Genomic DNA, 25,898 nt, shown 5'->3' on the forward strand with positions numbered 1-25,898 from the left:
GGGCGGCCTATTGGTTCCCGCCGACAACAATCTGATCATTGTCGACACCACGAACCCTGGGGTGACGGCCTACGGATCGCCCCCCGTGATCACGCTCAGCCCCAGCACAGCCTCGTCTGCCAATGTCATCCCGTGGAAGATCGGCACCACCGTGCCTGAGGGGCTCATCCACGTCACCCTGGATGGCAGCACCCCCACGGCCCAGAGTCCGACCTTCGCCAATTTGGGGGCGTTCAGCTCCCTGCGCACCACGACGGTGAAAGCGGTGGGCATTCATGCCGGACTCACCGGGCCCGTCACCACGGCCACCTTCACCGTGGGCGACAGCAACAGCAACCAGTTGCCCGACTGGTGGGAGCAGCAATATGGCAGCCAGCGCGCCAATCCTGTGAGCGTGCTGGACCCCACGGCGGATGACGACGGGGATCTCAGAAACAACCTCGCGGAGTTCCTTGCCGGCACGAACCCCAATCAATCCGACGCTGTGGTCACGCCTCTGCAGGCGAATTCCGGCGGCAGCATCACCATCTCCTGGACCAGCGAGCAGGGACGCTTCTACTCTGTGCAAACGAGCCTGGATCTGAAGACCTGGGATCCCGTGAGCGTGGCCACCCTGCAGCCGGGCTCCGGTGCCGTGATGTCGTGGCAGGACACCGCCGCAGGGAGCCAGACGAAGAAGTTCTACCGCGTGGTGATTGTTACGCCGTAGGGAGGAAGGAGGGGGACTACCAGCGACGATTGGGGGGGGTGTCGTCGCTGAAGCCGATGCCGCGCATCCTCTTCGAGGAAGAGCTTCGGATGAGTGGATAGGCAGCTGCGAGGAAGATTGATCGCGTGGTTCCGAGCAATGAAAGTTTGAGAGATGGTGAAATTCGCTGGGTAATTGCACGAGCTGACAGCAGGCGAAAGCGGCGTCGAGCCGCACGCACTCCAAGACGCTTCACGACATTGGTACATGCTGACTGAAGGGGCGCTTCGTCTGGCGCGATCAATCAACGCGACAGCGTCTTGGAGTGCCGGTGGCTTGACACCGCTTTGGCGGCCCTTGTGATTTCCTGTAATCTCGAGACGCCAACAGGGGCGTTGACTCCCGCTTTCATCGTGCCCCATCTTATCCCCCTGGAGCTGATGTCCAAAACAAAACGGCCGCCTGGAGACAGGCGGCCGTTGAGGAGCCATTTCATGGCATGATCAGCAATCAATCGTCGTCAACTTCCACACGGTTGACGTAGCGGACATCCCCCTCCGTGTCGAAGGCGATGCGCACGGGCACACCCACTTTGATCCGGGCTTTCACCTGGTCTTCCGTGAGGGCCTTGCCGGACTTGGTCACGTAGGTGACGGTTTTGGCGTATTTGTAAGCCACCGGGCCGCTGGTTTCCTTCACGATGAAGGTGGTTCCAGGAGTGTACTCGTGAAGCGTACCACTGGATGTGGTCACCGAGGTGGTAGTGCCTCCGGCCGTGGTGGTCGTCGTGGTGCTGGTGGACTGCGCCGTGGCGACGGCACCGCCCAGGAGCAACGCACAGGTTGCATAAGCGAACAGGTTTTTCATGGTTTCGGTTGGTTCTGATTTGATCTGGCGCGCACTGGAAGTGCCGCGCTTTCAATGTGAGGTTCGCGCTCTCCTCCCAGTCTGGTTGGAACCAATAGCTATCTGCTTCACAACGCTCTTAAGCACATAGCTCCCTTTTTGTCGGGAGACGCGAGCAGCAATGACGGAGCGACTTGAAGATCAACTTGTTGCACGGCTCCAGAGCCACCCCTCACGCTGGACCCTTAACCAGGCATCAGGTGTTTTTGATGCGCTGAGACTCAACCTCATCACAGCACTTCGTGACCGCTGCGCACACCGCGCTGACGACGGCGGTAGAGGCGGGGTGTGGTGCCGGTGTGCTTGCGGAACATACGGGTGAACGAGCTTTGATCATAAAAACCGCTGTCCAGTGCGATATCCTGGATGGAGGTGTTGGTGCCCAGCAGTTGTTTGCAGGCGGCGCGAATGCGCGTGCGGGTGATGTACTCCTTGGCGCTCATCCGCAGAGTTTCCTGCAACTTGCGGTTGAGATGCCGTGGGGACACATGCGCCATGCGCGCCAGCTCCCGCACGTTGAGGCGCTCCCGGTAGTGATCCTCCACATAGAGCAGCACCTCACGGATCGGCTCGGGCAGATCGGGCTCCTTGCAGTCCTGATTGAGCGGACGCATCAGCCCCATGATGCCGACCACCTGGCCGTCATTGGAAAAGAGCGGGAGCCGGGTCGTGAGATACCAGCTCTTGCGCCGAGGATGCGCGGTCAGCGACTCCAAGCGATCCACAAGCGGCACGCCCGCGCGCATCACACGCAGGTCATCCCGCCGGATGGCGCTGGAGGCGGGGGATGGATGCACATCGATGTCAAGGCGGCCCACAATATCCTCCTCTGACTTGATGCCCAGACGCTGCCGGGTGGCATCACTCGCAGCGACGAAGCGGCCCTCCCTGTCCTTGATGAAGAACTCAAGTTCGGGAAGGTGCTCAAGCAGTCCCTTGAACTGCGTACCGCCGAGGTTGCGGAAAAAGTCTTCCTGAAACCGTTTGTGAGAGGGAAGTTGCACGGGACGGCCAGTCCCGGAGGAGGCTTCTATGAGCATGATAAGAGGGAGGGCAGAGCTTTCCTACGGAGGCGGCGACAGGCGGGCCTGCTTGAGTCGCTTCCGCCACTGATCTGCCAGACCGGCGATCTTGGCAGGCGGGTTCAACTGCGAGGAAGGTGCGGCACTGAACTGATAGGTCGTGAGCCCCTCACCCACCTGAAGTGAGACCGGCAGGCGGGTTTTGTAGTCCACGACAGCCTGGGCTTCGTGAGTCTCGCCCTCCTGGCCCTTCAACGTGTCCTTGAAGACCATGCACTCCACCCCGCCGATGCTCTGCACCCCGATGAAGTTCTTTCCTGAAATCCACTCAAAGCCGTGGAAGTCGCTCTTGGAGAAATCCATGTAGTAGTCATCGCGCTCGTTCGGCGTGGAGATCACGGGCAACTGGGCATTGGGGAGGGTCGTGACCTGCACATCCTGCAGGCACCACTTGTCCACGGCAAAGCGGGACCCGGTGGTCCATTGCACGTGGTAGAGGGTGCGGTTCTTGATGATAGTCTTCTGGAAGTCGGACCCGTCTGGCTCCGGCGGCTTGGCAGGGGCTGGCGTAGCGGCCGCGCCACTCGCCACTGGCTTGGGCAGAGGCTGTGCCTTGTAGATGACCTGCCACTGGGCCATGTCCGGGGCGCGGGTGGCGCACAATGGGCCTGACGGCAGAGCCTGCTCGACCCGGGACTGCGCTGCGGCACCAGGCACCCAGGCGGCGGCAGCAGCCAGCAGCAAACCGGTCAGCAAATGATTGAGCTTCTTCATTCGGTCACGAGTTCGATTTGTTTGTCAATCACCTGCCCGGTGATCCGGTCGATGGCCAGATGCACCCAGATGCGCTTCTCCCCTTCCACGGCAAAGTTGGCCAGATCCGTGGCGCTGGGTGGGAAGCGGCCTGTCTGCACCATCACATCCAGCATGAGATTCCACACGCGCGTGGTGCCCATGCTGGCGAGCGGCCGGATGGCGGACTCGCGGAAGCGCTGGATGTTGGTCATCGTGCTGTTGGCTCCATAGGCCTTCTCCATGATGGCGGTGAGGTCCTTGGTCAGACCATCGTAGGCGGTGGAGCCATTGATGGGGGCGGTGCTGGAGGTGCCCGCCCATTTGCCAACGAGTTCGCTCACATTGGTAAAGGTATCCGCGGCGGCTCCCGGAGCCGGATCCGTGCGCTTGAGGATGGCATCTGCGACCTGGCTGGCCACGCCGTTCGTAGCTCCATCCATACCGGAAGACCCGGGCACCCGCTCATCGCGATAGGCCTTAGACAGCAGGGCCGTCAAGACGGGAGCCTGGCGGGTGTTGAGATTCACGCGACCTGCCAGCAGGCCATCGGTGTTCTCAGCCTCATTGACGCAGAAGACATCAAGCAAGGCGGCATCGCCGCTCTCAGGAGTGAAGAAGTCTAGCTGCTTCCACGGCGTGCCGGAGAAGACATAACCCAACTCAGCCACGGAACGGAAGGGGCGGTTCAGCATCCACGGGCGGCTCTGTCTCTGTCCGGCGATGGAGCTGCCATCGGGATTGAGCGTGGTGGCCATGGGCAGGCCGACGGTGGTGGTGCCAGTGGCATAGGCCCCCATGGCGCGGCGCACCACGTTGTCTGCATCCTGATAGTAGTTGGCCACCGTGGCCGAGCTCATCTGGTACGGATCCGTGCCGAAGACGCCTGAGTACTTCAGGTTGTCATTGAGGGAGGAGAAGGAGTTCTGCGAGAGCAGGCCCTGGCGCATGTTCGGGCTGCTCCAGCCGGGAGCCTGATTGGGCACGCTGTCCACGAAGTACCCGGCATTGGCCGTAGGACGGTTGGTGATCAGGATGTTGTTGGCAGCGCTGAGCCACTCCTTGGCATTGGCGGACTGGGTCTCAGGCATGGCGTAGGCCTGGGCGCTGTTGTTGTGCGCCACCTTCTTCGCCGAACCCGGTCCATTGTACCTGTCCGTCACGCTGGTGTTGGTGGCGGGGGTGATGCCGCCAAAGCGGCTGCTCCGGGGATCGGTGAACGAGGCCCAGATATCGAGCCCCTGCATCATGCCACCGGCACCGTCCGGGCCGAGGATGTTGTGCATGAAGGGTGTAGTGGGGCGCACATACTTCATGTCATAGGTGATCCAGTTGTCCGCATTGGTAGGATCCTGGTACTGGAGCCGGAGCGTGATGCTGGTGTTACCACTGGGGCTGGCAAGGTCACTACGGGCAATCATTCGCGAAGTGGTGGGTTCACCGGACTGACGCCATCTGAGCCACTGGCAGGGGAAGAGGCCGAAGGGAATGCCCACGTACTGAGTAGAGCTGGAGACCAGGCCAGCATCGGGCAGCACCAGCGGATTCTTCACATCCGCCTTGAAGCCGCCGTTTTCTGTGAAGGATTTCCCGGAAGTTGTTTCCAAGTCCAGATAGTCGATGTCCGGGGCGACGTCGCGGGACCATTTGGTCGAGTCAATTTTCAGTTCACTGCCGGTGGGAATGCCCACGCGGGCCAGCAGAGTGGGTTCGCGGAAAGCAGACACGTCCGCCACCTTGAAGGTCATGGCGGTGTTCGCCGCCGTGAGAGTGTGCAGATATCCCTTGTAGCTGCCGGTGATCTCCGGCCCCGTGCCCCCGCGCGCCCGGGAGAAGGGGGGCTGCCCCAGGCTGCCGGTGACCTCCGCCCTGTCGGTCGAGCTGGGGTTGCCGGAGGAGCGGCTGTCCGCCCCCTTGGCCGTGACTTGGGAGTACGCTCCTCCGTTGATCACCATGTCCGGGTCCGTGCTGTCGGCCACAATGCGGAAATTGGTGGGGCGCAGTCCCGCGGCAAGATCCGGGATGTGCTGGTCATGCGGATTCCAGATCTCCGGAATGAGGAGGACCATGGAGACGCCGGGATCGATCAGCTTCCCCTGGCTGGCCTGCCATTTGCCAGCGCTGGCAGGCACCACACCCGGAGCAGCGCTGGGCCAGGGCAATTCCCCAGTGGCCACAGGACTTTCATTGCGCACCTTGAGCGTGCCCCAGCGGGCGCGGTAGATGTAGGGGAGATTCAGCACGCCGTAGAACTCCTTGGGAGCAAGCGCACCATCACTGAAGCCGATGCGCACCCCATAGCCATCCACCCGGGACTGGGCAATGATATTGGCTCCCATCTGCATGATGGCGTAGTCCACGGAGTTGTCATACTGCGCCTGATAGTCCGCCGGGGCAGTGGTGCCCTGGTTGATAGTGGCCGCCTTGGCCTTGGAGCCCGCGCCAACGCCCGCCTTGAGCAGTTCGAAGAAATTAGGCTCACGCGCCGGATCCAGCGCCGCCACACTGGCGTCGTCTCCGGTGGTGCCGAGGCGCATGATCGGCCCCTCGGGGCCAGTGCCGGTGGGACCGTTGTGCACGTCGTAGATCCATTTGCCGAAGTCGCTGTTCTCATCTTTCACCCAGCGCAGGCCGAAGCACTTGCGGATGTTCTCATCGGTGCCCTTCTTGAGATAGCTCGCCGGGATGCGATGGCTGTTGATCAGGAGTTGCATGTCCGCATCCGACTCGGTGCGGGAGGCGCTGGGCCCCTTGCAGGTGAGCCAGGCCAGGCGGCTGAGGGGAAAGCGCTGCTTCACCAGGGGCTCGCCGGTCTCGGCCTTGCTGCCGTCGAACCGGGTGAAGGACTTGCGCACCCGCACCAGCGGGAAGGCAGGGTTCACATAGGCATCGAGGGACTCCTGGTTGTTTCCTCCATTCGCCACGCTCTGCACCTTGGGTGCATTGGTCTCATAGCCAGGCAGGCTGGCATGGGTGGACTGGGTCCGCACATAGGAGGGCTGGTTGAGATCCCGCGTGAAGGTGGCCAGGTACACCAGGGCCTTCTGCATGGCCTCCTTCTCACTCGCCGTGGCCACGCGCTCGAGCAGGAACTTCTGCATCTGCTGGCGGCTGGTGAAGTAGCGGTCAGAGGTCTGATCCTTGGTAAGGCGGGTGTTGGCCGTGGTGAGGAAGCCCTTGGGGTTCCAGGTCGCCCAGGTGTCGAAGTCGGACTTGTTCAGCTCGATCGTCGCTTCGTTGCGCCATTTCACCAGGGCATCCACAATCTGGTCCGCGCGGGAGCTGCCAAAGCCCATGTTCACGAACAGTCCGGCCAGGTCCGCATAGGCCAGGGAGCTCTTCCTCGCCTTCAGGCTCGGGAGCAGGTCCGTGGGGCTGCCGGCGGCGTTCACATCCAGCAGGCCGCCCTCGTCATAGATGGTGAAGGCATAGCGCCCCACCACCGTGGAGGTTTCATTCTTCGAGGTCCGCACCCCGTCGCTCCAGGTGGCGGGATTGGCCCCGTCACGCGCCACGTAGATCCAATGTGGCACCTCGAACCCCGCGCTCTGGGGCGGGGTGGGATCCGTGACGCTGGTGGCCGGCAGGAGCAGCGGCTTGTTCCAGCGCGCGGCGGAGATGGCACGGCCTCCGAGGGACTCCGTGGTAGTGGGCACCTGGGAAGCGCGGTTGATGCCCTTGGGGTAGAAAGGGTGGAAGCCGCTGCTGCGCTTTACCAGATTCTCCAGGCCATTGGACCCGCTCGATCCCGCGAGGGCGGGAACCATGCCGGCCGGGGTGCTTGGGAAATAAAGCGTCGCCTTGCCCGCGGTGACGGGCGGGTTGGAGCTGGCCGTGATCTCTGCCTGCAGATCGCTGAGGATGTTTTCCACCGCCGCCTTCCCCAGCATTTCCGTCTTCACCTGGGAGGCGCTGGATTGGGAGATCTGCTTCTGAAGGAGGGAGTTCGAGAAGAACGCGAGCGCCACGCCGACCAGGAGAACGATGGCCCCCAGGACGATGACGATGGCAAACCCCGACCGTTGGTGGTGGTGGATGGGCTTCTTCTTCATACAGACAGATGCGACCATGGTGAGCGGGAAACTGAAGGGTTAGTTGAGAGGGAAGATGCGCTGGTAGATGCGCACCTGGCCTGCCACGGGGGTGGCGAGGCCGAGGGAATCGGGGTTCTCAGCGACAGCCTGCCACGGGCTGCCAGGGGTGGCGCCTTCCACGGTATCAGGAAATTTTCCAACCACGGCGGTCATGTCTCCGGCGAGCACGCGGCTGTTGGCATCCAATACGGCCAGGGTCACCACGATGGCCTGCACGTCCTTCATCCCCTCCCCCTGGTTGACGAAAGGTCCGGTGCCGCCGGTATAGAAGGGTGAGGAGGAGTACTTTGTTTCGTTGCCGGTGCGGTTCTTAAGCAGGAAGTCAATCTCCATGCGGAAGACGCCCTCCCCCACCACGTGATACTGGTCCACATCCTCCAGCACGCTGGCATAGGCCCCCTCGATGGTGCTTTCCTCTACCCGGGCGGAATCTTTGAAAGTGAGAAAGACAGGCCCTCTGGGCGCAGCGGAATCCCAGGAAAGCCCCTGCCCCAGGCGCTCGCACTGCTCGGCTTCATTGACGCGGTAACCCACCAGGGAGACTGGCTGGGCGGGATCGGAGCCTGCCAGACGGGCCGGGGCCTCCGCAAAGAAGAAGATCTCGTCATTACCGGCCTTCTTGCGCACCAGGAAGTCTGCGTCCGGGCGGTTGAGCATGCCGGCCAGGTCAAAGGTCAGGCGGTCAAAGATGCGCCGGGCCTCGCTGTCGGCATCGATCCGCTTGCGACTGACATTGGTCGACCCCAAGGCTCCATTGACGACCTGCACAATCAGCAGGACCAGCAGGGAGAGCACGGCCATGGCCACGAGCAACTCCAGGAGGGAGAAGCCACGGAGCTTGCGGAACCGCCGGGAGGTAAGGTGGGTCGTCATGGACGTGGATCGGGGACAGAGGTTCAGGAGTAGCGGGCTCAGTTCCGCTCCAGTGCGGTCAGGGCCTCAAAGGAATTCACCGGGTACTCGGTAGCGGGCCAGGCGACGACAACGCGCACCGTGGTGGGCGTGTGGAGGGAGGCCGCAGGCACGACGGTCACGGCCGCGCGGTAGTCAGCCTGGGCGACCTCAGTCACCTTGGTGCCGTCCGTCTTGCAGTACACCAGCGCGGGGGTGGCGTTGGGCTCCAGTGTCAGACCGTAGAGCTTGGAGGTGCCGCTCTCTGCCGTGCCACGCAGGTCCATGATCAGAGCCTCTGCCACGCTGGCAGCATGAGTCATGTTCACAGAGTCGCGATTGGAGGCGATGCCCATGGGAAGCAGGGCTACGACTCCCAGCAGGGAGACCGCGGCGATGCCAATGGCCATGGTCACCTCAACAAGAGTGAAGCCATGCGAACGGGTGGATGCGAGGGACTTGGTTTTCATGGGCGGTAAACTCTGACGGATCCGGTGACGCCATCGACCTGCAGCGCCGCGATGTCGGCGGTGTTGCCATGGACGGGTTGAAGGGGGATCTCGATCCAGCCGTCGACGCTGCTCTTCTCGGAGAAGCGGGCCACGCCACGGGGATCAAACTCAATGACCTTTTCAAACGCCAGCTTCCCGGCGACCGAGGCGGTCCAGTCCATGGGGCCGAAGCTGGAGGTGGCCGTGTCGGCCACATTGACTACATCATCGCCCGTGCGGCGGGCGAGACCACCGTCGGTGCCGATGAACTCCATCTTCACGTTCTCGAAGTGGTAGAGTGGCGAGAGGGCGACGAGTTCCGGCCCGTTCATGGCGAGGGGACGCACGCCCGACTTGGAGGCCATGACAGCCACAGTGAGGTTGCCGCCGTCCTCCGCCATCACCAGTTCCTTGGCCATCTCATCAGTCTCCACCAGGCCCACATAGACATAGGTGTTCTTGGCCATGGCATGGGAGCGAGCCTGCTCCATGACCCCGGAGAGTTCAAAGACTGTCTTGGTCATGCGCTGGCCGGCGAAGAGCCCGTTGAAGGCTGGCATGGCCACCGCCGTGAGCAGGCCGATGACGGCCACGACCACGATGATTTCCACAAGGGTGAACCCGGCAGGGTTCGCAGGTTGGCTCCACGCACCCGCGTGTCTGCACAGGGGTCTGCTTCCGGATCCGGATGAGGGCTTGAGGTGGTATCTCATCGTAGGTTGCAATGGCGTTGTAACGACTTGAAGCTCACTGGAGCACGAAAGCATCGCAGGGGTTGGCTGCGCGGGAGCTGCGTCTTCTGGTGAAAAGCAGCGTGCCCAGGCCCAGGCAGAGCAGGACAGCGCGCGTGGGCTCCGGGACGAGGGCGATGTTCACGTAGAAACCCGCGTTGGCCGTGCCATCATCCACGATGGACTGCGTGAGCGTGTAGCCCAGGCTCTGGAAGGTGCTGATGGTGGAAGCACTGAGGGCGAGATTCGTGGAGGTGGGGGGAAGATTGGTCCAGTCAATCAAGCGCCAGGTGGTGAAGGAGGTGCCCCATGCGCTGGTGTTTGCCCCCTCCCCCAGCGCCAGTTCCACCTTGGCGTTGGAGAGATCCAGGAAACCACTTCCGGAGTTCAGGTCGAGCACGTCGCCGTCTGTGGAAAAGAGGTCGAACTGTAGCGTGCCGTTCAGATTGATGTCGCCGACGCCCGTGGTCAGAGTGAGGGTCTGCTTCGTCAGATCATTCCCCGCCCCAGCCCCATGGGTCTTGCCCACCATGAGAAAGCTACTGGATCCCAACGTGATGGTGGAGGCACTGGCTCCGGTGATGCTGCCCGCGCCGCCGAGTTTGGCTCCAGCAGCTACCGTGTAACTACCAGCATCCGTATGCGCGCCGTTAACGAGTACGGTACCGGCATTCACCTTCGTCTCACCCTGGTAGGCGTTGGTGCCGCCCAGCGAGAGAATACCGTCACCTGTTTTGGTGTATCCGCCTGTGCCAGTGAGGGCACCGTCCAGAGTGATGTTCCGGGCGACGTTAGAGGCATCGGCGGCCTTGATGGTCAGGGCATCGGCCGTACCGCTCAAAGTCATGGCGAGAGACGAAGACCAGTTTGCTTTGGCTCCAAGGGTGCCTGCAGCGAGTGTGATCGTGCTGGTATAAGTATTCAGTGCAGGCTTCACAATGCCGCCGGACCCAACGTAGAGGGAAGCAGTCGCTCCATTGAGGGTCAGGGTACCGGTGGATCCTGTGGCCGTAGCGCTCTGACCAAAGGCAATGCGTTCAACCGTGGTGGTTCCTCCTGTCAGGAGCAGTGAGGTGTTGTTGGCATTCGCCGAGCTGCGGGCCAGGATGATGCCGCCCGTTGCATCGGTAGAAGTGAAGGTGCCGCCGCTCACTTGAAAGACGAAGAAGCGGCCCGTGCCACTGGTACTGTTGCCGATCCTCACTTCTCCGCCCACTGTCAGACTGCCACCAGAAACGAGTGCAGAAGTGTTGGAATTTGATCCCGCAAGATCAAGAACCCCGGTAACGGATGCCGTTCCGCCCGTGACCACGAAACCAGTGGTGGCAGAAGCTGCTGTGGTGGCAGTGGCGGAGGAGTTTCCCCAAGTTCTAAGGAGACTGACTGAAGTGGCACTGAAGGTCCCGCCGCTCACTTTGAACAAGCTGCCATCCCCCACGGAGGAGTTCATGCTCATGCCTCCGTTGAAGGCCACGCTGCCGGACTTTAGCTCGAACTTTCCGTTTCCGGTACTCGATCCATACTGGGACCCGTTCGCGACCGCGACTGTTTGGCCATCAATGTTCACCGTGCCACCACCTGTCGCACGCAGCGTACCGAGAGTGCTTGAAACCGCACCCGTGAGGTTGACCGTTCCCGTACCCGTATTGGCAAGATTCAACACGCTTGCGCCCCCGGCACTCACGGTATTGGTAAAGTTGATGGTGCCTGCACCGGTAGTGTTTACCGTCTTGACTCCCGCCGTACCACCGGTGCCGCCCTGAAGCGTGCCGGCAAACGTCAGGCTGTTTGTCGTGCTGCTATTGGTGATCGTTGTCGTGCCTACCGTTGCTGTACCAAGGATCACGTTGGCATTGAACAGTTGATTGTTGACGACTGCGGCATTCATCGTCACAAGGCCCGTCGTATCCAGCGTGAGTGTCTGTGAACCGACGATGCCCGACCCAATGGTGTAGGCCGCGGCGTTTGCGGCATCAAAAACAATGCCCGCCACCGTCACCCCAGCCCCCAGATCAATGGTCGTCCGTCCATTGACGGTGACAGAGCTCTGGCTGAAGGTGGCGGTATCACCCGTGCCAGGCACCGCGGCCGGATTCGTCAGCCAGTTGTTGCTGGCGGACCAGAAGCCGCTATCAGAGCCATCCCAAGTATCGCTTGTGGCCAGCGCGAAAGGCAAAAAGGCACCCATAAAGGCGGCACCCAAACCCAGGGCGATGAATCCGCGGAGGCGAACCTGACGCCCCATGGAAATGACTGGCTGGACAAGACGTGAAAGCATGGATAATTAATTTCCATCAGCCTATCAGCGCGAAGGGGGGCGACAATTACCCCAAACGGGTTAATGCCCCACATAACCCGATTCAATTCGCTCATATTCAACGCTTTAAAAATCACTCATTGGATCCAATTTGACCCAATTTCGGGGATTATATTTCGCCACAAGGCCCCCTAAATTCATCAATCGGGATTCGAAATCCGGAAAAATCAAAAAATAAGGGCGGCACCTCGCGACACCGCCCCCGGGGGCTGAAAGGCTGTGGGCGAAAAACGTCAACCTCTGTTTATTTCCTAGTCACTTCCGACAGGGCTTTCGCTCAGAGAGAGCACGGCAGGAGCTAGTGCGAGAACGCGCCGAGATCAGCCTTGCCGAGGGGAACATCAGGCCCGAAGTCGGCTCCGGCCTTCAGGAGGACGCTTTTCGCGGAGGGTTTCAGGAAACGAATGTTGGGAAGGCTGCCATCCTGCTGCCGGGGAAGGGTGAACTCATCGGCGTCCAGGCTTTGGAAGTCCCGGGAGCGGAGTTTGAGGCCGGTAGTGAAGGTATTGCCCCGCAGCTCGCAGTTGGCGAGGTCCACCCGGATCAAATCCCGGTTGGAACCATAGCTGACGTTGTTGATGAGGCGGTGTCCAAAACCATCGACATCCGTCTGGTTGTCCGCCAGGCGTCCCAACATGTTGAAGTTGGCCCCGTTGCGGTAGGCGGTGTTGTGAAACCAGTCACCTCCGCCTGGGTGATGATTGGCGTAGAAGCCGCTCTGCTTGTTGCCCACGGAGAGGCAGTAGCGGACGATGTGGCGGGGGATGCGCTTCGGCAGATGCTCGGGCGGCATGGAGCCATAGCCTCCGGCTTTGAAGCCGTTGCCATCGGCCAGACTCTTGAATTGCGGGGAGAATCCGTTGTACGCAGCCCAGCAGTTCTCAAAGATCACCGCTTCGGAAGCCCCGAGACAGTCATAGCCATCGTCGCTGTTGAACCAGGCCCGGCAGCCGCGGAAGACATTGCCAGTGCTGCCTGGCGTGGGATGACAGCCAAAGCCGTCCACATTCCCTCCCAGGAGGTTGCCGGAGGTGTTGTCCCAGTTGTTCCAGGCATCGCAGTTCAAGAACAGGTTGTCCGAGCCATCCACGTGGTAGATGCCAATGGCCTGCCCATCGTGCAGGGACAGTTGCTCAAAGACATTGTGGCTGCCTTGACTCTCAATGCAGATGGACTGGGTGTGCCCCTTGATGGTCACCTGCACGCCCACCACCTCGATCCCCTTCAGCTTGATCCAATCGCCGCTGACATAGAAGCCCGACACCCGCTGTCCGGCTGGCTTGACCGCGCGAAAGTCGAAGACAGGGCGCTCTCCATTGTAGGCCTGGTAGGTGATGGGCTTGCCGCGAGAACCGCTCTTGGTGAGCGCAATCACCCTCGCGAAGATGCGCCTCTTGCGGGCGATCATCGACTCCGTCATCACATAGGTGCCGCCGCGGATGTTGACGGTGTCCCCGGCAGATGCCGCCTCCTGGGCCCGCTGCAGGGAGGCGAATGGCTGATCCAACGTACCTGCTGCCTGGTCATCCCCCGCTGGTTCTGGAGCCACATACCAAGTGTCGCCCCCCAAGGCATGAGCTGCGAGAAGCAGACTGAAAATCAAGGTGAGGGCGGGAAAAGCAGAGCGCATGACCTGATAATACGAAAACCGTTTCAGGACTCAATCCAACAAGGCTCGCGACGAAATCAGCCCCTGCGGCCTACTTTTGCAAATCACCTGCTTTTGCCAGCGTCTCGACGGATACCGCACGCCCTTCCGCCGAGAGCAACGAGGCGGCGGGATTCTTCTCCGCCAGACGGTTCAACCCAGCCACCACACTGCGGGCATTGAACTTTGCTCCCTCCCTGGAGGTGTGCGTGCCTTTGTCCGCAAAGAAGGGCTCCACGGCGGCAGGGCCGATTTCCTCGTACCCGGTTGCGATGAGATCATTGAGATCAATGAAGAGTGCGCCCTCCTGCTCTGCGGCCTCGCGGGCCCACTTGCCATATCCGTTGGAGGCGCGTTTCACCTTGCCTTCCGGGGTCCAGCTCTTGTGCGGGATGGGTGAGCAAACCACCAGGGTGGCGCCCTTGGCCTTCGCAGTAGTGATGAACTGGCGGAGATACCAGCCATAGCTGTGCACCACCTCCGGCTTGCCGGTGAGGACGTTCTGCACCTCCTGGGTCTCCTCCCCGTTGCCCTTGATGGTGCCGCGGGCCCGGGTGCTGCTGGTCACAGGCGGAGGCTCGTTGAGCGGTCCAGGATCGTTGTGACCGAACTGCATGATCACGATGTCCCCGGCGCGAAGCTCCGCCAGCACGCTCTCCCAGAGGCCCCCGGTCAGGTACGTTCTGGAACTGCGCCCGCCCAGTGCTCGATTCACCACCTGCACTTTGGTGGTGTCGAAGTACGGTGTCAGTTCATCCCCCCAGCCACGTTGCCCCTTCGTGCCCACGCGGACGGTGGAATCGCCGATCAGCCAGATCGCCGGTAAATCGAGTTGTTTCCTGAGCTGCACGCCGACCTTTTTGGCATCCTCCACCGGCCGGTCATCGGATTGCCCCAGGAGGAAGGAAGTGGCGACCAGCCCCAGCGTCAAGACGGTGCTGAGAGTTCTGGCGAACGGGGTTAGCGGGAGGAAGGCGCGCATACGATGAAGAGTAGAACGCTAGCTGCCCTCTGGAGTGAGCACCGCACCGGAAGGCGGGCTGAGGGGAAACTTCACCTGGTCCGGGGCATCCGGCTTGGCGGGATCGAAGGTGCCTGCGTCCTTGCTCAAATGGGTGGCCAGCTCTGGCACCTGAGCGCGGATGCCCTCCACCATGCAGCGGGCCAGTTCATAGGCGCCGAAGGTGTTGTGGTGAGTGTTGTCCTTCAGGGCTTCGCTCTGGCCGGGGAAGGTATTGGCCGGGTAGAAGGCAAAGGCGCGCATAGACGGGTCAGGCCCCAGGGCGGTGTAGAGCTTGATGCTCATCGCATTGAGATCGATCACCGGGACCTTGTCCTCCGCGCCCACCTGGCGGACAGCTTCGGCATAGTCAGAGAGCGTGGGCTTCAGGCTGGAGCCCTCCCAGCGGCGGCGCTCCATGGGGGTGACGAGTACGGGCACGCCGTCTTTGGCGCGGGTTCTTTCCACGTACCGCTTGAGGTTCTCCTTGTAGCTGGTGAAGGGACCGGCTCCGACGGCCTTGTCCTTCTGATCATTGTGGCCGAACTGGATGAAGAGGTAGTCGCCCTTTTTCATCATGCTCAGCACCTTGTCGAGACGCTTCTGCCGCTCAAAAGAGCGGAGGGCGAGGCCGGACTCGGCCTGGTTCGATACCGCAACACTGCGATCAAGGAACCGGGGCAGCATTTGCCCCCAGCCCGCCCAGGGCTCATTGCGCTGATCGGTGACAGTGGAATCCCCGGCGATGAAGACGGTAGTGACATTGGTGGCGGGCTTGATCTCCAGGGCGACCATTCCGGGGCTCTCACCGTTGAACTCCAGCGTGAGGAGGTCATCCCAGCTCGCGCTGACGGGCGGGCCTTTTTCACGGTCATTCAGTGTGGTGTTGCCGCCGGTGCTGATGGGGGGCTTGCGCACGTTCACGGTGAAGGTTCTCACCTCGAACTTGCCCGCAGGGGTCTCGGCCTTTTCCAGCATGAGGCGGCGATTCTCCGCCTTGACGGTGGTGGAGGTGGGGCGGGTGCTGTCCCCCAACAGCATGGAGACATGGTAGTTGCCCTCCTCCAGCCGCACACCAAACACGCGGGCATTTCCCGCCTTGCTCACGAAGCCGAAACCGCGCTTCTCATCAAAGGCCTGGTCTGCAGCCACGAGGGTACTGCCGGGCACCGGGCGCTTGCTGTCGAAGGAGAACTTCATGTCCTCCGCGTGGAGCAGGAGCGGGCTGGCGGAGAGAAGGGCAATGGTGCAGCTGAGAGCACGGAAGGTCATGGAAGGCAATCGGTGAAGGCTGCGAGTCAGTAGAAGTCCACGCAGTCAATGCTGTAGGCAGGGCTGAGAAACTGGGGGCCGCGATTGCCGCTGACGACGGAGAGCGTGAGCACGTTCTCCCCGGCCACGAGCGCCTTGGCCGGGATGCCGAAAGTGTAGGTGGCGTTATTTCCGCGATAGCTGCCGATGGTGAGACTGCGGCTGTCCACCTTGCGAGGAGCAGGCTGGATGGAGGCTTTCCAATTGTTGAGCTTCACGCTGGGCCGGGCCCCGGCGAAGCTGGCGGTAATGCCGACGCGCAAGGTCCGGCTGGCGACCTGCTCCGGGGTGAGGTTGAACTTCACCACCTGCTGTCCGTTCACATCCGCCCACACGCAGGAGGGGAAGTCGCCCGCGCGACTCGGCCCGATGACAAACGGCTCTCCCTGCCAGGGCTCCATGCGTTTGTCTGAGGGGTGCATGAGAGCGATGCTGCGGCCGTTGCGGAACTCCAACGGTGCGCCGTCCCAGTCGCCGATGCGCCAGAGCGCCTTCTTCTGGGAAGGATCTACGGTGAGGGTTCTAGCCCCCACTTCGGTGACCGTCCCTGCGGAAACGGTCACGGATTCCGTGTGCACCGCGAGTTCTCCTTTGTAAACGGTGAGGTCATACGTGCCCGGTTTCATATCCGGGGAGGTGGCGTTGCCCCGCCCCTTGGAGACGGGTGCCCAGTACTGCGCGGTGCCATTGGCGAAGCCCATGGTGTACTCGTGATCTTCATCACGACCCTTCAGCCCCTTGAGCTGCACGCTGCCACGAGCCTCCTTGCTGATGCTGCCCTTCAGGCCCAGCGCATCGATGAAGCCGAGGTCCGGCGCCTTGGGCTTGGAGCCGTCTGTGAAGCACAGCACATAGGGCCCATACAGCACGCCGAGCCGCAGCTTCTCCGTCTGGTTGTGCCCGGAGTTCATGTAGTTGTACACCTCCGCCGAGGTGCCAGTCTGGTTCTGGATGTCACGGTAGAAAGGGCCGCCTGAGGAGCTCTCCCGGCTGCCATAGACCATGAAGACGCCACGCCCGGGGCCGGTGACGCCGCGCACGCCCAGATCCCGGGCCTGGTCATTGCCGAAGTACTTGCTCCGTGAGGTGCCGTCCGTCATGCCGAGCACATCCCGGGACTCGATGGCCCCGGTGCTGCCGCGCAGGTCGGACTGGGCCGGGGCATGGGGGAAGAGCTCTCCCTTCAGCCGTGTGATCCAGCGCAGTTCGCCGTTGGAAGGCTCGTTCTGCGCATAAGTCGCCATGTAGATGTGGTTCAGCCCTTTGCGCACGATGTAGTAGTGCGTGAGGCCCGCCACCACCTGGTTTTCCGCGTCGGTCTGCGTGGTGATGACGACGGTCTCGGCATCGGCCTGGGTCGTGACAAGGGTATGACTGCCGCCCACCCCTGAGTTGATGCTGGAGTCACGGAAGGGGCTGTGCAGCTCCGTGTCCTGCCACTTGATGCTGCGGATGCCGCCGTTGAGACGGTCCACCTTGAAGACCAGCCCAGCTCCGCTGTCCACGCGGTGTTGTTTCTTCTCAGTGATGAGGCCGAACTCCGCGCGGGCGCTGTGAGAGGAGAGCAGGGTGCCGGCCACGATGGCGAGCGGGAGACCGAGGGCTCGGGAAAAGGAGGATAAGGAGAAGATCACGATGGTCTCTGGGATCATGAAGAAGTGGGAGGCTCGAAAGTTGCCACCACACTCTGCCCCGGCAATTACCCCAATCGGGTTAACCTTGACCCTCCCGCCGAGGACCGGAATCAGGAGATGGAGCGCCAGCACAACACCTGCAGGCAGGCTGAAGAATGAGCGATACTCAGGCACGCTGCTGGAGCTTGCTCGATTCAGGAAATCACAAGAGCCGCCAAAGCGGTGTCAGGTCACCGGCACTCCAAGACGCTGCCGCGGTGGTCGGGCGGGCCAGATGGAGCGAACTGCGCTCCAGCGCATCCGAATGTCGCGAAGCGTCTTGGAGTGCGTGCGGCTCGACGCCGCTTTCGCCTGCCGGATGCACTTCCAACCAATCCCCGCAACCTCCGACAGCCTGTTGTCGTCAGCTTGCCTACGGTCCCGCTGGGTCTGCCTCAAAGCCTTCTGGCGAACCACCCACAACACCCGTCGTAGTTGTCGACGTGAGGAGGCACTAGCTAAAGCGTCTGCTGCGGCGCTTTCACTACAAACCTTCAGCCACCCAGCGCCCTGCCACCGCCAGCGCACGCCTTGGCCCTTTGCTCCTCTCCCCCGCCGCTTCGCGATAGACCGAAAAATTTGTGCCTCCTCACGTCGACAACTACGGCCGGTGTTGGGCATGCTCTGGCAGAGGGAAGGCGCTGGAGCAAGCGCCATTGAGGCAGGCTGAAGGAGAGGTCGCCCATGACGCTGCTGGGGTTCATCAGATTCAGGAAATCACAAGGGGCCACCAAAGCGGCATCGAGCGCGACATCATGGGACGCTTGGATCGAACCGGGACAGGAATGTCCCTCGCTCCTTTTACTGACCGCTCCGTTGAGCTCCACCCTTGACTCGCTCAAGCTGAGTCTTGAACACCGTACAGTTCCGGCCCCAACACCTTGACGCACTGCCCACTGACTCACCGGAACTCACCCCTTCTGCGCGTTGCGATACTTCATCGCCGCCTCGGTCCTGGAGTGCACATGCAGTTTGTCGTAGATGCGTTTCAGGTGCACGCGCACGGTCTCCACGCTGAGGGTCAACTTGTCGGCGATCTCCTTGTTGGCGAGGCCTTGGGAGAGGAACTCCAGGATCTCGGTTTCTCGCTTGGAGAGGTGCACCTGCTCAGCCGCAGGCGCGACGGCTGGGGGCTGGGGTTTGTGGAAGGCTTCCACCACGCGGCGGGCGATCTCTGCGCTCATGGGGGCACCGCCCTCCCGCACATCCTGGATGGCGCGCCGCACCTCAGCGGGTGAGGAGCGCTTGAGCAGGTAGCCGCAGGCACCAGCCTTCAGCGCATCGAAGATCTTGTCGTGATCGCGATACACGGTGACCATGATGACGAGCAGGCCGGGGATGTCCTGCTTGAGCCGGGCGGTGGTCTCGATGCCGGAGATGCCGGGCAGGTTGATATCCATGAGCACCACATCCGGCTTCACCACGGGCACCTTGTGCAGGGCTTCTTCGCCGCTGCGCCAGAGACCGGCGAACTCACAGTCCGGGGTGCTTTCCACCACACGCTGCAAGCTCTCGCCGAGTCCGAGGTTGTCTTCAACGATGCCGACGGTGGTCATGAAAGGGATGTTCAGTACAGCAGTGAATTACGCGATGCCGCCTCAAGGTACTATCAGGTGTTCCGGCGAAGTGGCAGAGAAAAAGTGATGCAAGTGCCGGAGGAGTCGCTTTCTATGCTACAGGTCCCGCCAATGCGTGACAGCCGCCGCTGCATGTTGTGCAGCCCTTCGCTCAGGCGGGACTGATCACCGCTGATGCCCTTGCCGTTGTCTGTGACCACGATGGTGAGCACGTCCAGCCGCACTTGGAGGCGCAGTTTCACCTCCGTGGCGGAGGCGTGTTTCACGGTGTTGTTCAGCGCCTCCCGCACGGCCAGGAAGAGTTCGTGCCGCTGCTCAGCGTCCAGGGCGGTATTGGGGATGTCATCTGGGATCTCCAGCCGCAGAGCCACGCCGCCCACATCCAGCAGCTCTGCGGCAGAGGCGGTGAGGTAGTCCACAAAGGAGGCCAGCGTATCATGCCGGGGGTTCACCGCCCACACGATCTCATCCAGTGTGCCCACGAGATGCCGCGCCTTGCTGGCGATGATGGGGGCAGTTTCGCGACGCGCCTCCGGGCCTGTTTCCTCTGCGGCCAGCTCGGCCAGCAGGGAGATCTCCGTGAGGCTGGCCCCCAGATCATCATGCAGATCCTGGGCGATGCGCTCGCGCTCTTTCTGCCGGGAAGTCTGCGCCTCCAGTTGCAGCATGCGATTGCGCAGTCTCGATCGCACCGCCATGGCGCTGCCCGCGGAGGCGCAGACGACCAGGAAGGTGATGAACGAGACGCGGAACCAGAGCGTCTCCCAGAAGTGCGGGGTGATGTGAATCTGCAACGACGTGGCGGTGGCGCTCCACACGCCGTCGTTGTTCGATGCCATGACGTGGAAGACATAGTCCCCTGGTGGCACGGCTTCATAGGCCACCATTCGCTGCGCCCCGGCCTCGCGCCACTCGGTCTCCAGCCCCTCCAGCCGGGTGCGGAATTTCACCTTCTCCGGCGCGCTGAAGCTCAGCGCCGTGTAGTGCAGCTCGATGCGGGAGCGCCCCGGACCGGCCTTGAGCTCAGTAGCCCCAGGCTCTGCCCACTCACTGCCCGCGCGGGCTTCCTCGATCGCCACCCAGGGTTTCACGCGATTAAACTCCAGGTTCTGCGGCCGCACCGAGGCCACGCCCTGCACAGTGGGGAACCACAAGGTGCCATCCTGCCCGCGCCATCCGGCGGGCTGGAACCCGCCCGTGCATTCCCGGGAAATGAGGCCGTCAGAGCGGTCAAACTGCAGCCAGGAGATGCTGGAGGAGGAGCCAGGTGTGTATTGCAGCAGATCCTTCTTTGGCACGCGGATGATGCCGGTGAGCGAGCCCATCCACAGGTGTCCCATCTTGTCGTCCAGCACACAGGTGAGGCGGTCATCTGGCAGGCCTTGAGCGATGGAGAAGCCTGTCACAGTGCCGTCTTTCTTCCGGAGGAAGAGACCGCTGCCGAGGGTGGTGGCCCAGAGCGCTCCCGCCTCTTCATCGGGCAGCATGGCGGAGACCTGCGTGGCGCCCAGGGTGGCCGTGAGCTTGAAGCGACCATCCCCATGCTGATAGATCGTGCTGCTGTCCGTGCCTGCCCAGAGGGTGCCGGACTCGTCCATGACCAGTGAGGTCACCTCCTGCTGCGGCAGCCCTTGGGCCTCACTGAACTGGGTGAGTGTGCCCCGGTCCCACAGGGAGACACCGTCCCCGCCCGCCAGCCAGAGGCGCGAGTCTTTATCGAACGTCATGGCGCGCAGTCGCCGGGCCAGAGGCGTCTTGCGCACCAGTTCCTGGAAGGAGGTGCCATCGTGATAATAGAGGCTGCCGTTCTCCTTGCCCAGCCAGAGCGTGCCAGTGGGATCCTCCGCAATGGCCATGACGATGCGGGAGGCATCCCGTTCGCCAAGCGGGAAGGCATTGACCCAGCCGCCGTGAATGCGGTCCACGCCGCCACTCTTATTCGCCGCCCAGAGCACGCCCACCGAGTCCTCCATGAGGGCCAGGATGTTGCGGTTCGTGAGACCGTTGCTGACGTCCATCACGTTCACGCGCTTGACCCGCACTTGCACTAGGCCGTTGCCGTTCGTCGCCACCCAGACGTTGCTCTCGCGATCCTCCAACAGGGCCATGACGAGCACGCCCTCCGACAGCTCGGTGAGAACCTCCAGCGGGCCGTCTTGCGAGGGATCAGACACGGCCAGATGCCCCTCCAGCGTGCGCATCCAGCGGCGGCCGCGTCCGTCGATGAGATCAAGCGGAGCCCCCGGTGGGGCCATGATGCAGCGCTGCCAGGGGACGAACTTCGTCTTCGCACGGGCCTCGACGTAGCGGTCCTCTTTGAGCAGCCGAGGCGGTTGATGCCGCTCCGCGTGGTAGATCTTGTCCCCGCTCTCGATGTACGCGCCGCCTGCTTCATCGCTCCAAACCTGGGTCACGGGCTGCACCCCTCTGGCACCGGCCACGGTCCCGGCCCAGGCTTCCACCAGACGCCGGCCGTCCCAGCGCAAGAGTCCCCCACGCATGGTGGAGATCCACACCTCGCCATTCTCCAGGGCATAGAGTTCCCGCGGCGGCTGCTTGGCCAGTTGGGCGCTGCTCTCCTCTTTGAAGGTGGTGAACCGTACGCCGTCAAACCGCACCACGCCCTCCGCCGTGGCCACCCAGAGATAGCCGTCCGCTGACTGCACCACGGCGCGCACGCTGTTGCTGGGAAGCCCGTCCTCTGACTGCCAGGAACGCACCAGGAACTGCTCCCCGGCCTGGATCCGCGTAGGGGTGGCGAGCGCCAACACCCCTGCCAGCACGGCCGCCACGCCACAGAGTGTGATAAAAGTTTTTTGCATCCCGTTTACACTGGCCGACGCGATTCCTGCCAGCCAGACCCGTCCCCTTCAAACGGGAACGGGCTGCCCGCCAGTCACGCCAACAAGTGACACGGCTGATCGTACCCGGCTGGCTGCGTTGGGAGCAAGAGGGTTTTTGGGCCTGCTACGCGGAGAGAGCCAGTGCGTCAGTTCGTCAGTGGGCAGTGCGTCAAGGTGTTGGGGTCGAAGCTGTACGGAGTCCAGGCTTCAGCCTGCGCGAGCCAAGGGAAGGTCTCAATTGAGCGGTCAGTAAACGGAGCGAGGGACATTCTTGTCCCGGTTCGTACCGAGCGTCCCAGGATGATTCATTCTCACACAAAGGCACGAAGGCACAAAGAACTGTACAGGAGGCGAGGGTTTCCTGCCCCGCTCAGTCGCTCATCCACACTGTAGAAGAGCCGTCTCGGCTCTTGGGTGCGCTGGGTGACGCGGGAACAAGAACCGGGACGGTTCTTCTACATTGCCTGAGCTGGCGCTTGGTTGAGGGCCGGGGTGTATTGGGCTGTCATGGAACGCTTGGAGCGGACCGGGACAGGAATGTCCCTCGCTCCCTTTACTGACCGCTTTGGAGGGAGTGTCACGTGAGGCGACAGCTCATGTCTTGCGTCTTGTGTCTTCTAGTCTTGCGTCTTCACCCTCACCCTACTCTGCAACGGGCGATGATCACTGGCTTCCGCATTCGGCACGACCTTGGTCCCGGCGTCCTCCAGGCGAACGCCCGCGCCATCGCGCAGCAGCACGTGATCAATCACCACGCGGGGCTGGTCCGCCGGGTAACTCCCCGCATCGCCCTCTGGCACACAGCGGCGGAACCCGGCCTCGGCGAGCAGGGCGAGGGTGGCGGAGTCTGGACGATCATTGAAGTCACCGGCCAGGATCACCGGGGTAGTTGTTTCCTTGAGCGCGGCGATCAGGCCGCGCGCATTTTCCCGGCAGGCGGCATCATCCGCACCGGAATCAAAGTGCACACTCACCAAGGTGACCTCTGCCGGAGGGACGGTCGCGAGGGTCACGGTGATCAAGGTGGCCGCCCGGGGCTCGCCGCCCTTCACTGGCAGCGCGATGGTGCGGGATGCCGCGATGGGAAACCGCGACAGCGCCGCGGTGCCGTACTCCCCTCCTGCAAAAGGCATGGCTGCCCCATAGGCGAAGGTCATGCCCAGAGCTTTCGCGAAATCCGCCGGCACATCCAGCCCCTGCACCCGTGTGGTCTTCCGGTCCGCCTCCTGCAGAGCGACCAGGTCCGGCTTGAGCGCACCGATCACGCGATGCTGCAGAGCATGGTCGTACTGCCCGTCGAACCGCCGCCCGCCGTTGCGCAGGTTAAAGGAAACGATGTTCAGCTCCGTTTCAACCGGCTCGGCGGCCGGGAGGACGGGAAGGCTCAGCAGACACAACGAGAGAAGCTGGAGGCAGCGGCGGCGACGGGGAAGGCGCATGGCGCACCCATTGACCACCCGGTCCCGTCTGGCAACCAAAAGGCATTGAGACCGGTTTCGGGGCGGGGCCCCTACGTTTGATCCCGCCTCTGCCCTGCTCCACCCTTGCGGTTCGATACCATCACAAGCTCCACCAAAGCGGTGTCGAGCCACACGCACTCCAAGACGCTTCGCGAGGCTGTTCGCGGTGGAGCAATGATCTCCAGTCGAACGCTGGCCACCCATCACTCTTAACCCATCACGCCTAACTCCTAACCGACCCATACAACACAGGCCGTGAGAAATGAAACGCCCGCCAGCCCTTGAGCCGCTCGCACAACTGCTCGCGGAGGTCGTGGGCATCAGGCTGGTTGGGCCGCAGCCAGTAGCCGGCCAGACACCTCACGGACCGCCAGACGCCGGGCCAGGCGGGCTTCACATGGTGCCAGGCGGCGAGCTGGAAAGTCATCTGGGAAAAGAGCTTCTCTCGCGCGGCGCTGTGCCGGGTCAGGGTGAAGGGAAAGTTCAGCCGGCGGCAGACGTGACCCGCGTTCACCTGCTCCAGCGCCCAGGCGTAGTCCTCCGCCGTGGGCAGGGTTTCATCGAACGGACATTCCGCCCAGCAACTGCGACGCAGCAGGCCCAGGTTGTTGCTGTAGAAGGAGCCAAACTTGAGCCCCTTTTCCTGGATCTCTTGCCAGGTGATGGCGTCGCTGTAGTCATTGCCAGGATCGCGATCCTGCCCCTGCCCCTGGTCGCGCACGCCCTTCCCACTCACACAGGCCACGCGCGAGTCGGCCATGGCAGCCACCATGTGCTCCAGCGTGCGGGGATCTTCCAGCACGGTGTGGGAGCTCAGGACGAGCACCAGATCCGTGGGCAGATGGCGCAGGCCGTGATTGAGCACGCGGGAGGGCTCATACTTCTCCTGCCAGCGGAGGACCTCGCCTCCGGCGGAGCGGATGAGCTCGCCGCACGCGACACAGCCGGAGCTGTCCACACCTAGAATCTGGTCTGGCTGCAGCGTCTGGGCCTGAAGCGCCGCCATGACGCGCGGCAGGGTGGAAGAAGCGCGGGCGTAGCGAATCAGCACGCCTACTGTGGGGCGGGTAGATGAATGTGCTGGGTTCATGGTCGGTAGTTTAATGAAAACCGACATTGCCAAACAGGCCCTCATTTGAGGGGCGGTGCTAGGCAAAACTTCAAAGTTCAAATCTCAAACTTCAAACTCCATACGAGCCAGCTATGCCCTCCCACAGGCCGACAACGCAACCTCCGTCCGATCCCTCTACCAACACCTTGACCACTGACGCACCGCCCACTGACGCACCGGCTCAAGTCGCCCAGCCTTCGTTGTTGTTGTGCTGGAGGAACTTGATGACCGCCTCGGTGCGGGAGCGCACGTGGAGCTTCTGATACACGCCTTTCAAGTAGTCACGCACAGTCTCGTAGCTCAGGGAGAGCTCGAAGGCGACCTCCTTGGGCACCATGCCCTGGGCGAGTCGCTCCAGGATCTGGGTTTCACGCGGAGTGAGGCCAGGGATGGGGGGCTTCTCCGCCTTGGGAGGTTCCTGAAAAGACTGGATGAGCAGCCGGGCGATCTCCTGGCTGAGCGGGGCCCCGCCCTCACTGGCGGAGCGGATGCCACCGACAATATCCTCCGGCTTGGATCCCTTGAGCAGGTACCCGTGCGCCCCAGCGCGCAAGGCAGCGAAGACTTTGGCCGGATCATCATGCACTGTCAGCACCACAAAGGCGGCGCTGATCATCTTGCGGGACAACACGGCGATCAGCTCTGCGCCGGACATCAGGGGCAGCTCCAGGTCCACCACGACCACGTCCGGCTCGAAGTCTGGCAGCTCCCGCAGGGCGGACTCTGCATCCGCCCAAGCACCCACGAACTGGCAGTTGTGCTCCGGCTTGCCGAGCAGCCGCTCCACGAAGGTCCGGACGACTTTATCGTCCTCCACCACCGCGACACGGAGGGTGCGGGGCGGCTTGCCGTCATCCTGCTTCACCTTACGAGCACCACTTTCCATGTGTTTATATAAATCATAACGCCGATAGCTTGCCACAAAAAAATGTGCAGCGTTCTCTGGGCTGACGGCGTAACTGGTTCGCTTCGCGGAGACACAAGACTTGAAGACACAAGACTCAAGACCTGAGCTGACGCTGGAAGGAGAGGCCCAAGAAGAGCGCAACTTCATGGGACGCTTGGGGCGGACCGGGACAGGAATGTCCCTCACTCCTTTTACTGACCGTTCCGTTGCGAGATTTCTGTGACCTGCGCAAGCTGAACCTTTTTGGGAAGGATCTGAGGGCTGAAAGCCCGGCGTGATGGCAGCCTTGGGCAACGCCCAAGGTTGCCGTTGGTTTAGATATTGAGGGCTGTAGGCCCGGGGTCATTCAGGGATGCTCGTTGTGGGCAGGCTTGATGAGGCCGGGCCTTCAGCCCTCAAGGGATATTTGGTCACCTATTCCTTGGGCGTTGCCCAA

The 25,898-nt window shown here is 62.3% G+C and carries 18 protein-coding genes; 1 reads left to right on the top strand and 17 read right to left on the bottom strand.

The features are described from left to right. Positions 1-709, top strand: a 709-nt coding sequence (locus tag BV106_RS02285; RefSeq protein WP_038159902.1) for a chitobiase/beta-hexosaminidase C-terminal domain-containing protein, incomplete at its 5' end; no start/stop codon positions are given. 489 nt (positions 710-1,198) lie between these two features. Here the strand turns inward: BV106_RS02285 and BV106_RS02290 are convergent. From BV106_RS02290 to BV106_RS02370, 17 genes are all read right to left on the bottom strand, one after another. Next, a complete protein-coding gene (locus tag BV106_RS02290) occupies positions 1,199-1,555 on the bottom strand; it encodes a hypothetical protein (RefSeq protein ID WP_038159904.1) in 357 nt (118 codons plus the stop codon). Positions 1,556-1,824: 269 nt separating this feature from the next. Continuing rightward, entirely contained in the window at positions 1,825-2,634 is an 810-nt protein-coding gene (locus tag BV106_RS02295) for an AraC family transcriptional regulator (RefSeq protein ID WP_051944816.1), read from the bottom strand. Between the two features lie 24 nt (positions 2,635-2,658). Continuing rightward, positions 2,659-3,390 carry a hypothetical protein gene (locus tag BV106_RS02300; RefSeq protein ID WP_038159906.1) on the bottom strand — a complete coding sequence of 244 codons (732 nt, stop codon included), beginning with the start codon at positions 3,388-3,390 and terminating at the stop codon, positions 2,659-2,661. Beyond that, a complete protein-coding gene (locus BV106_RS02305; RefSeq protein WP_265595249.1) occupies positions 3,387-7,478 on the bottom strand; it encodes a hypothetical protein in 4,092 nt (1,363 codons plus the stop codon). The genes BV106_RS02300 and BV106_RS02305 overlap by 4 nt, the downstream gene beginning before the upstream one ends. Positions 7,479-7,499: 21 nt before the next feature. After that, entirely contained in the window at positions 7,500-8,375 is an 876-nt protein-coding gene (locus BV106_RS02310) for a prepilin-type N-terminal cleavage/methylation domain-containing protein (protein WP_038159918.1), read from the bottom strand. Positions 8,376-8,413: 38 nt separating this feature from the next. Beyond that, entirely contained in the window at positions 8,414-8,863 is a 450-nt protein-coding gene (locus BV106_RS02315) for a prepilin-type N-terminal cleavage/methylation domain-containing protein (RefSeq protein WP_038159920.1), read from the bottom strand. Beyond that, complete coding sequence (locus BV106_RS02320; protein ID WP_038159922.1) at positions 8,860-9,495, bottom strand: hypothetical protein; 636 nt, start codon at positions 9,493-9,495, stop codon at positions 8,860-8,862. Before BV106_RS02320 ends, BV106_RS02315 begins: the two co-directional genes overlap by 4 nt. A gap of 136 nt (positions 9,496-9,631) precedes the next feature. Beyond that, the gene (locus BV106_RS02325) at positions 9,632-11,893 is read right to left on the bottom strand and encodes an autotransporter-associated beta strand repeat-containing protein (RefSeq protein ID WP_081891459.1); all 2,262 of its coding nucleotides are present in this window, start codon (positions 11,891-11,893) and stop codon (positions 9,632-9,634) included. Between the two features lie 337 nt (positions 11,894-12,230). Then, complete coding sequence (locus tag BV106_RS02330; protein WP_038159926.1) at positions 12,231-13,562, bottom strand: right-handed parallel beta-helix repeat-containing protein; 1,332 nt, start codon at positions 13,560-13,562, stop codon at positions 12,231-12,233. A 70-nt stretch (positions 13,563-13,632) separates the two neighbouring features. After that, the gene (locus BV106_RS02335; protein WP_081891460.1) at positions 13,633-14,562 is read right to left on the bottom strand and encodes a rhamnogalacturonan acetylesterase; all 930 of its coding nucleotides are present in this window, start codon (positions 14,560-14,562) and stop codon (positions 13,633-13,635) included. Between the two features lie 18 nt (positions 14,563-14,580). After that, complete coding sequence (locus tag BV106_RS02340) at positions 14,581-15,852, bottom strand: rhamnogalacturonan acetylesterase (protein ID WP_038159928.1); 1,272 nt, start codon at positions 15,850-15,852, stop codon at positions 14,581-14,583. 26 nt (positions 15,853-15,878) lie between these two features. Further along, on the bottom strand, positions 15,879-17,543 hold the full coding sequence (locus BV106_RS02345) for a rhamnogalacturonan lyase B N-terminal domain-containing protein (protein ID WP_265595250.1): 1,665 nt from the start codon (positions 17,541-17,543) through the stop codon (positions 15,879-15,881). A gap of 932 nt (positions 17,544-18,475) precedes the next feature. Further along, positions 18,476-19,120: a response regulator transcription factor gene (locus BV106_RS02350; protein WP_038159930.1), complete on the bottom strand. Its 645-nt coding sequence runs from the start codon at positions 19,118-19,120 to the stop codon at positions 18,476-18,478. Between the two features lie 53 nt (positions 19,121-19,173). Continuing rightward, the gene (locus BV106_RS02355) at positions 19,174-21,963 is read right to left on the bottom strand and encodes a sensor histidine kinase (protein WP_081891461.1); all 2,790 of its coding nucleotides are present in this window, start codon (positions 21,961-21,963) and stop codon (positions 19,174-19,176) included. 638 nt (positions 21,964-22,601) lie between these two features. After that, the gene (locus BV106_RS02360) at positions 22,602-23,423 is read right to left on the bottom strand and encodes an endonuclease/exonuclease/phosphatase family protein (protein WP_265595251.1); all 822 of its coding nucleotides are present in this window, start codon (positions 23,421-23,423) and stop codon (positions 22,602-22,604) included. 244 nt (positions 23,424-23,667) lie between these two features. After that, positions 23,668-24,534, bottom strand: coding sequence for a glycosyltransferase family A protein (locus BV106_RS02365; protein WP_265595252.1), 867 nt, complete (start codon positions 24,532-24,534; stop codon positions 23,668-23,670). 202 nt (positions 24,535-24,736) lie between these two features. Further along, positions 24,737-25,441 (bottom strand): response regulator transcription factor, encoded by a 705-nt coding sequence (locus tag BV106_RS02370; RefSeq protein WP_051944822.1) that lies wholly within the window; start codon positions 25,439-25,441, stop codon positions 24,737-24,739. Between the last annotated feature and the right edge of the window lie 457 nt (positions 25,442-25,898).

Source organism: Verrucomicrobium sp. BvORR106, assembly GCF_000739655.1.
Taxonomy (GTDB): Bacteria; Verrucomicrobiota; Verrucomicrobiia; order Verrucomicrobiales; family Verrucomicrobiaceae; genus Verrucomicrobium.

Bases quoted from the DNA above. Each gene is read 5' to 3' on its own strand.
- BV106_RS02290 (WP_038159904.1), bottom strand. From the start codon at position 1,555: ATGAAAAACCTGTTCGCTTATGCAACCTGTGCGTTGCTCCTGGGCGGT.
- BV106_RS02295 (WP_051944816.1), bottom strand. From the start codon at position 2,634: ATGCTCATAGAAGCCTCCTCCGGGACTGGCCGTCCCGTGCAACTTCCC.
- BV106_RS02300 (WP_038159906.1), bottom strand. From the start codon at position 3,390: ATGAAGAAGCTCAATCATTTGCTGACCGGTTTGCTGCTGGCTGCTGCC.
- BV106_RS02305 (WP_265595249.1), bottom strand. From the start codon at position 7,478: ATGGTCGCATCTGTCTGTATGAAGAAGAAGCCCATCCACCACCACCAA.
- BV106_RS02310 (WP_038159918.1), bottom strand. From the start codon at position 8,375: ATGACGACCCACCTTACCTCCCGGCGGTTCCGCAAGCTCCGTGGCTTC.
- BV106_RS02315 (WP_038159920.1), bottom strand. From the start codon at position 8,863: ATGAAAACCAAGTCCCTCGCATCCACCCGTTCGCATGGCTTCACTCTT.
- BV106_RS02325 (WP_081891459.1), bottom strand. From the start codon at position 11,893: ATGCTTTCACGTCTTGTCCAGCCAGTCATTTCCATGGGGCGTCAGGTT.
- BV106_RS02330 (WP_038159926.1), bottom strand. From the start codon at position 13,562: ATGCGCTCTGCTTTTCCCGCCCTCACCTTGATTTTCAGTCTGCTTCTC.
- BV106_RS02335 (WP_081891460.1), bottom strand. From the start codon at position 14,562: ATGCGCGCCTTCCTCCCGCTAACCCCGTTCGCCAGAACTCTCAGCACC.
- BV106_RS02340 (WP_038159928.1), bottom strand. From the start codon at position 15,852: ATGACCTTCCGTGCTCTCAGCTGCACCATTGCCCTTCTCTCCGCCAGC.
- BV106_RS02345 (WP_265595250.1), bottom strand. From the start codon at position 17,543: ATGATCCCAGAGACCATCGTGATCTTCTCCTTATCCTCCTTTTCCCGA.
- BV106_RS02350 (WP_038159930.1), bottom strand. From the start codon at position 19,120: ATGACCACCGTCGGCATCGTTGAAGACAACCTCGGACTCGGCGAGAGC.
- BV106_RS02355 (WP_081891461.1), bottom strand. From the start codon at position 21,963: ATGCAAAAAACTTTTATCACACTCTGTGGCGTGGCGGCCGTGCTGGCA.
- BV106_RS02360 (WP_265595251.1), bottom strand. From the start codon at position 23,423: ATGCGCCTTCCCCGTCGCCGCCGCTGCCTCCAGCTTCTCTCGTTGTGT.
- BV106_RS02365 (WP_265595252.1), bottom strand. From the start codon at position 24,534: ATGAACCCAGCACATTCATCTACCCGCCCCACAGTAGGCGTGCTGATT.
- BV106_RS02370 (WP_051944822.1), bottom strand. From the start codon at position 25,441: ATGGAAAGTGGTGCTCGTAAGGTGAAGCAGGATGACGGCAAGCCGCCC.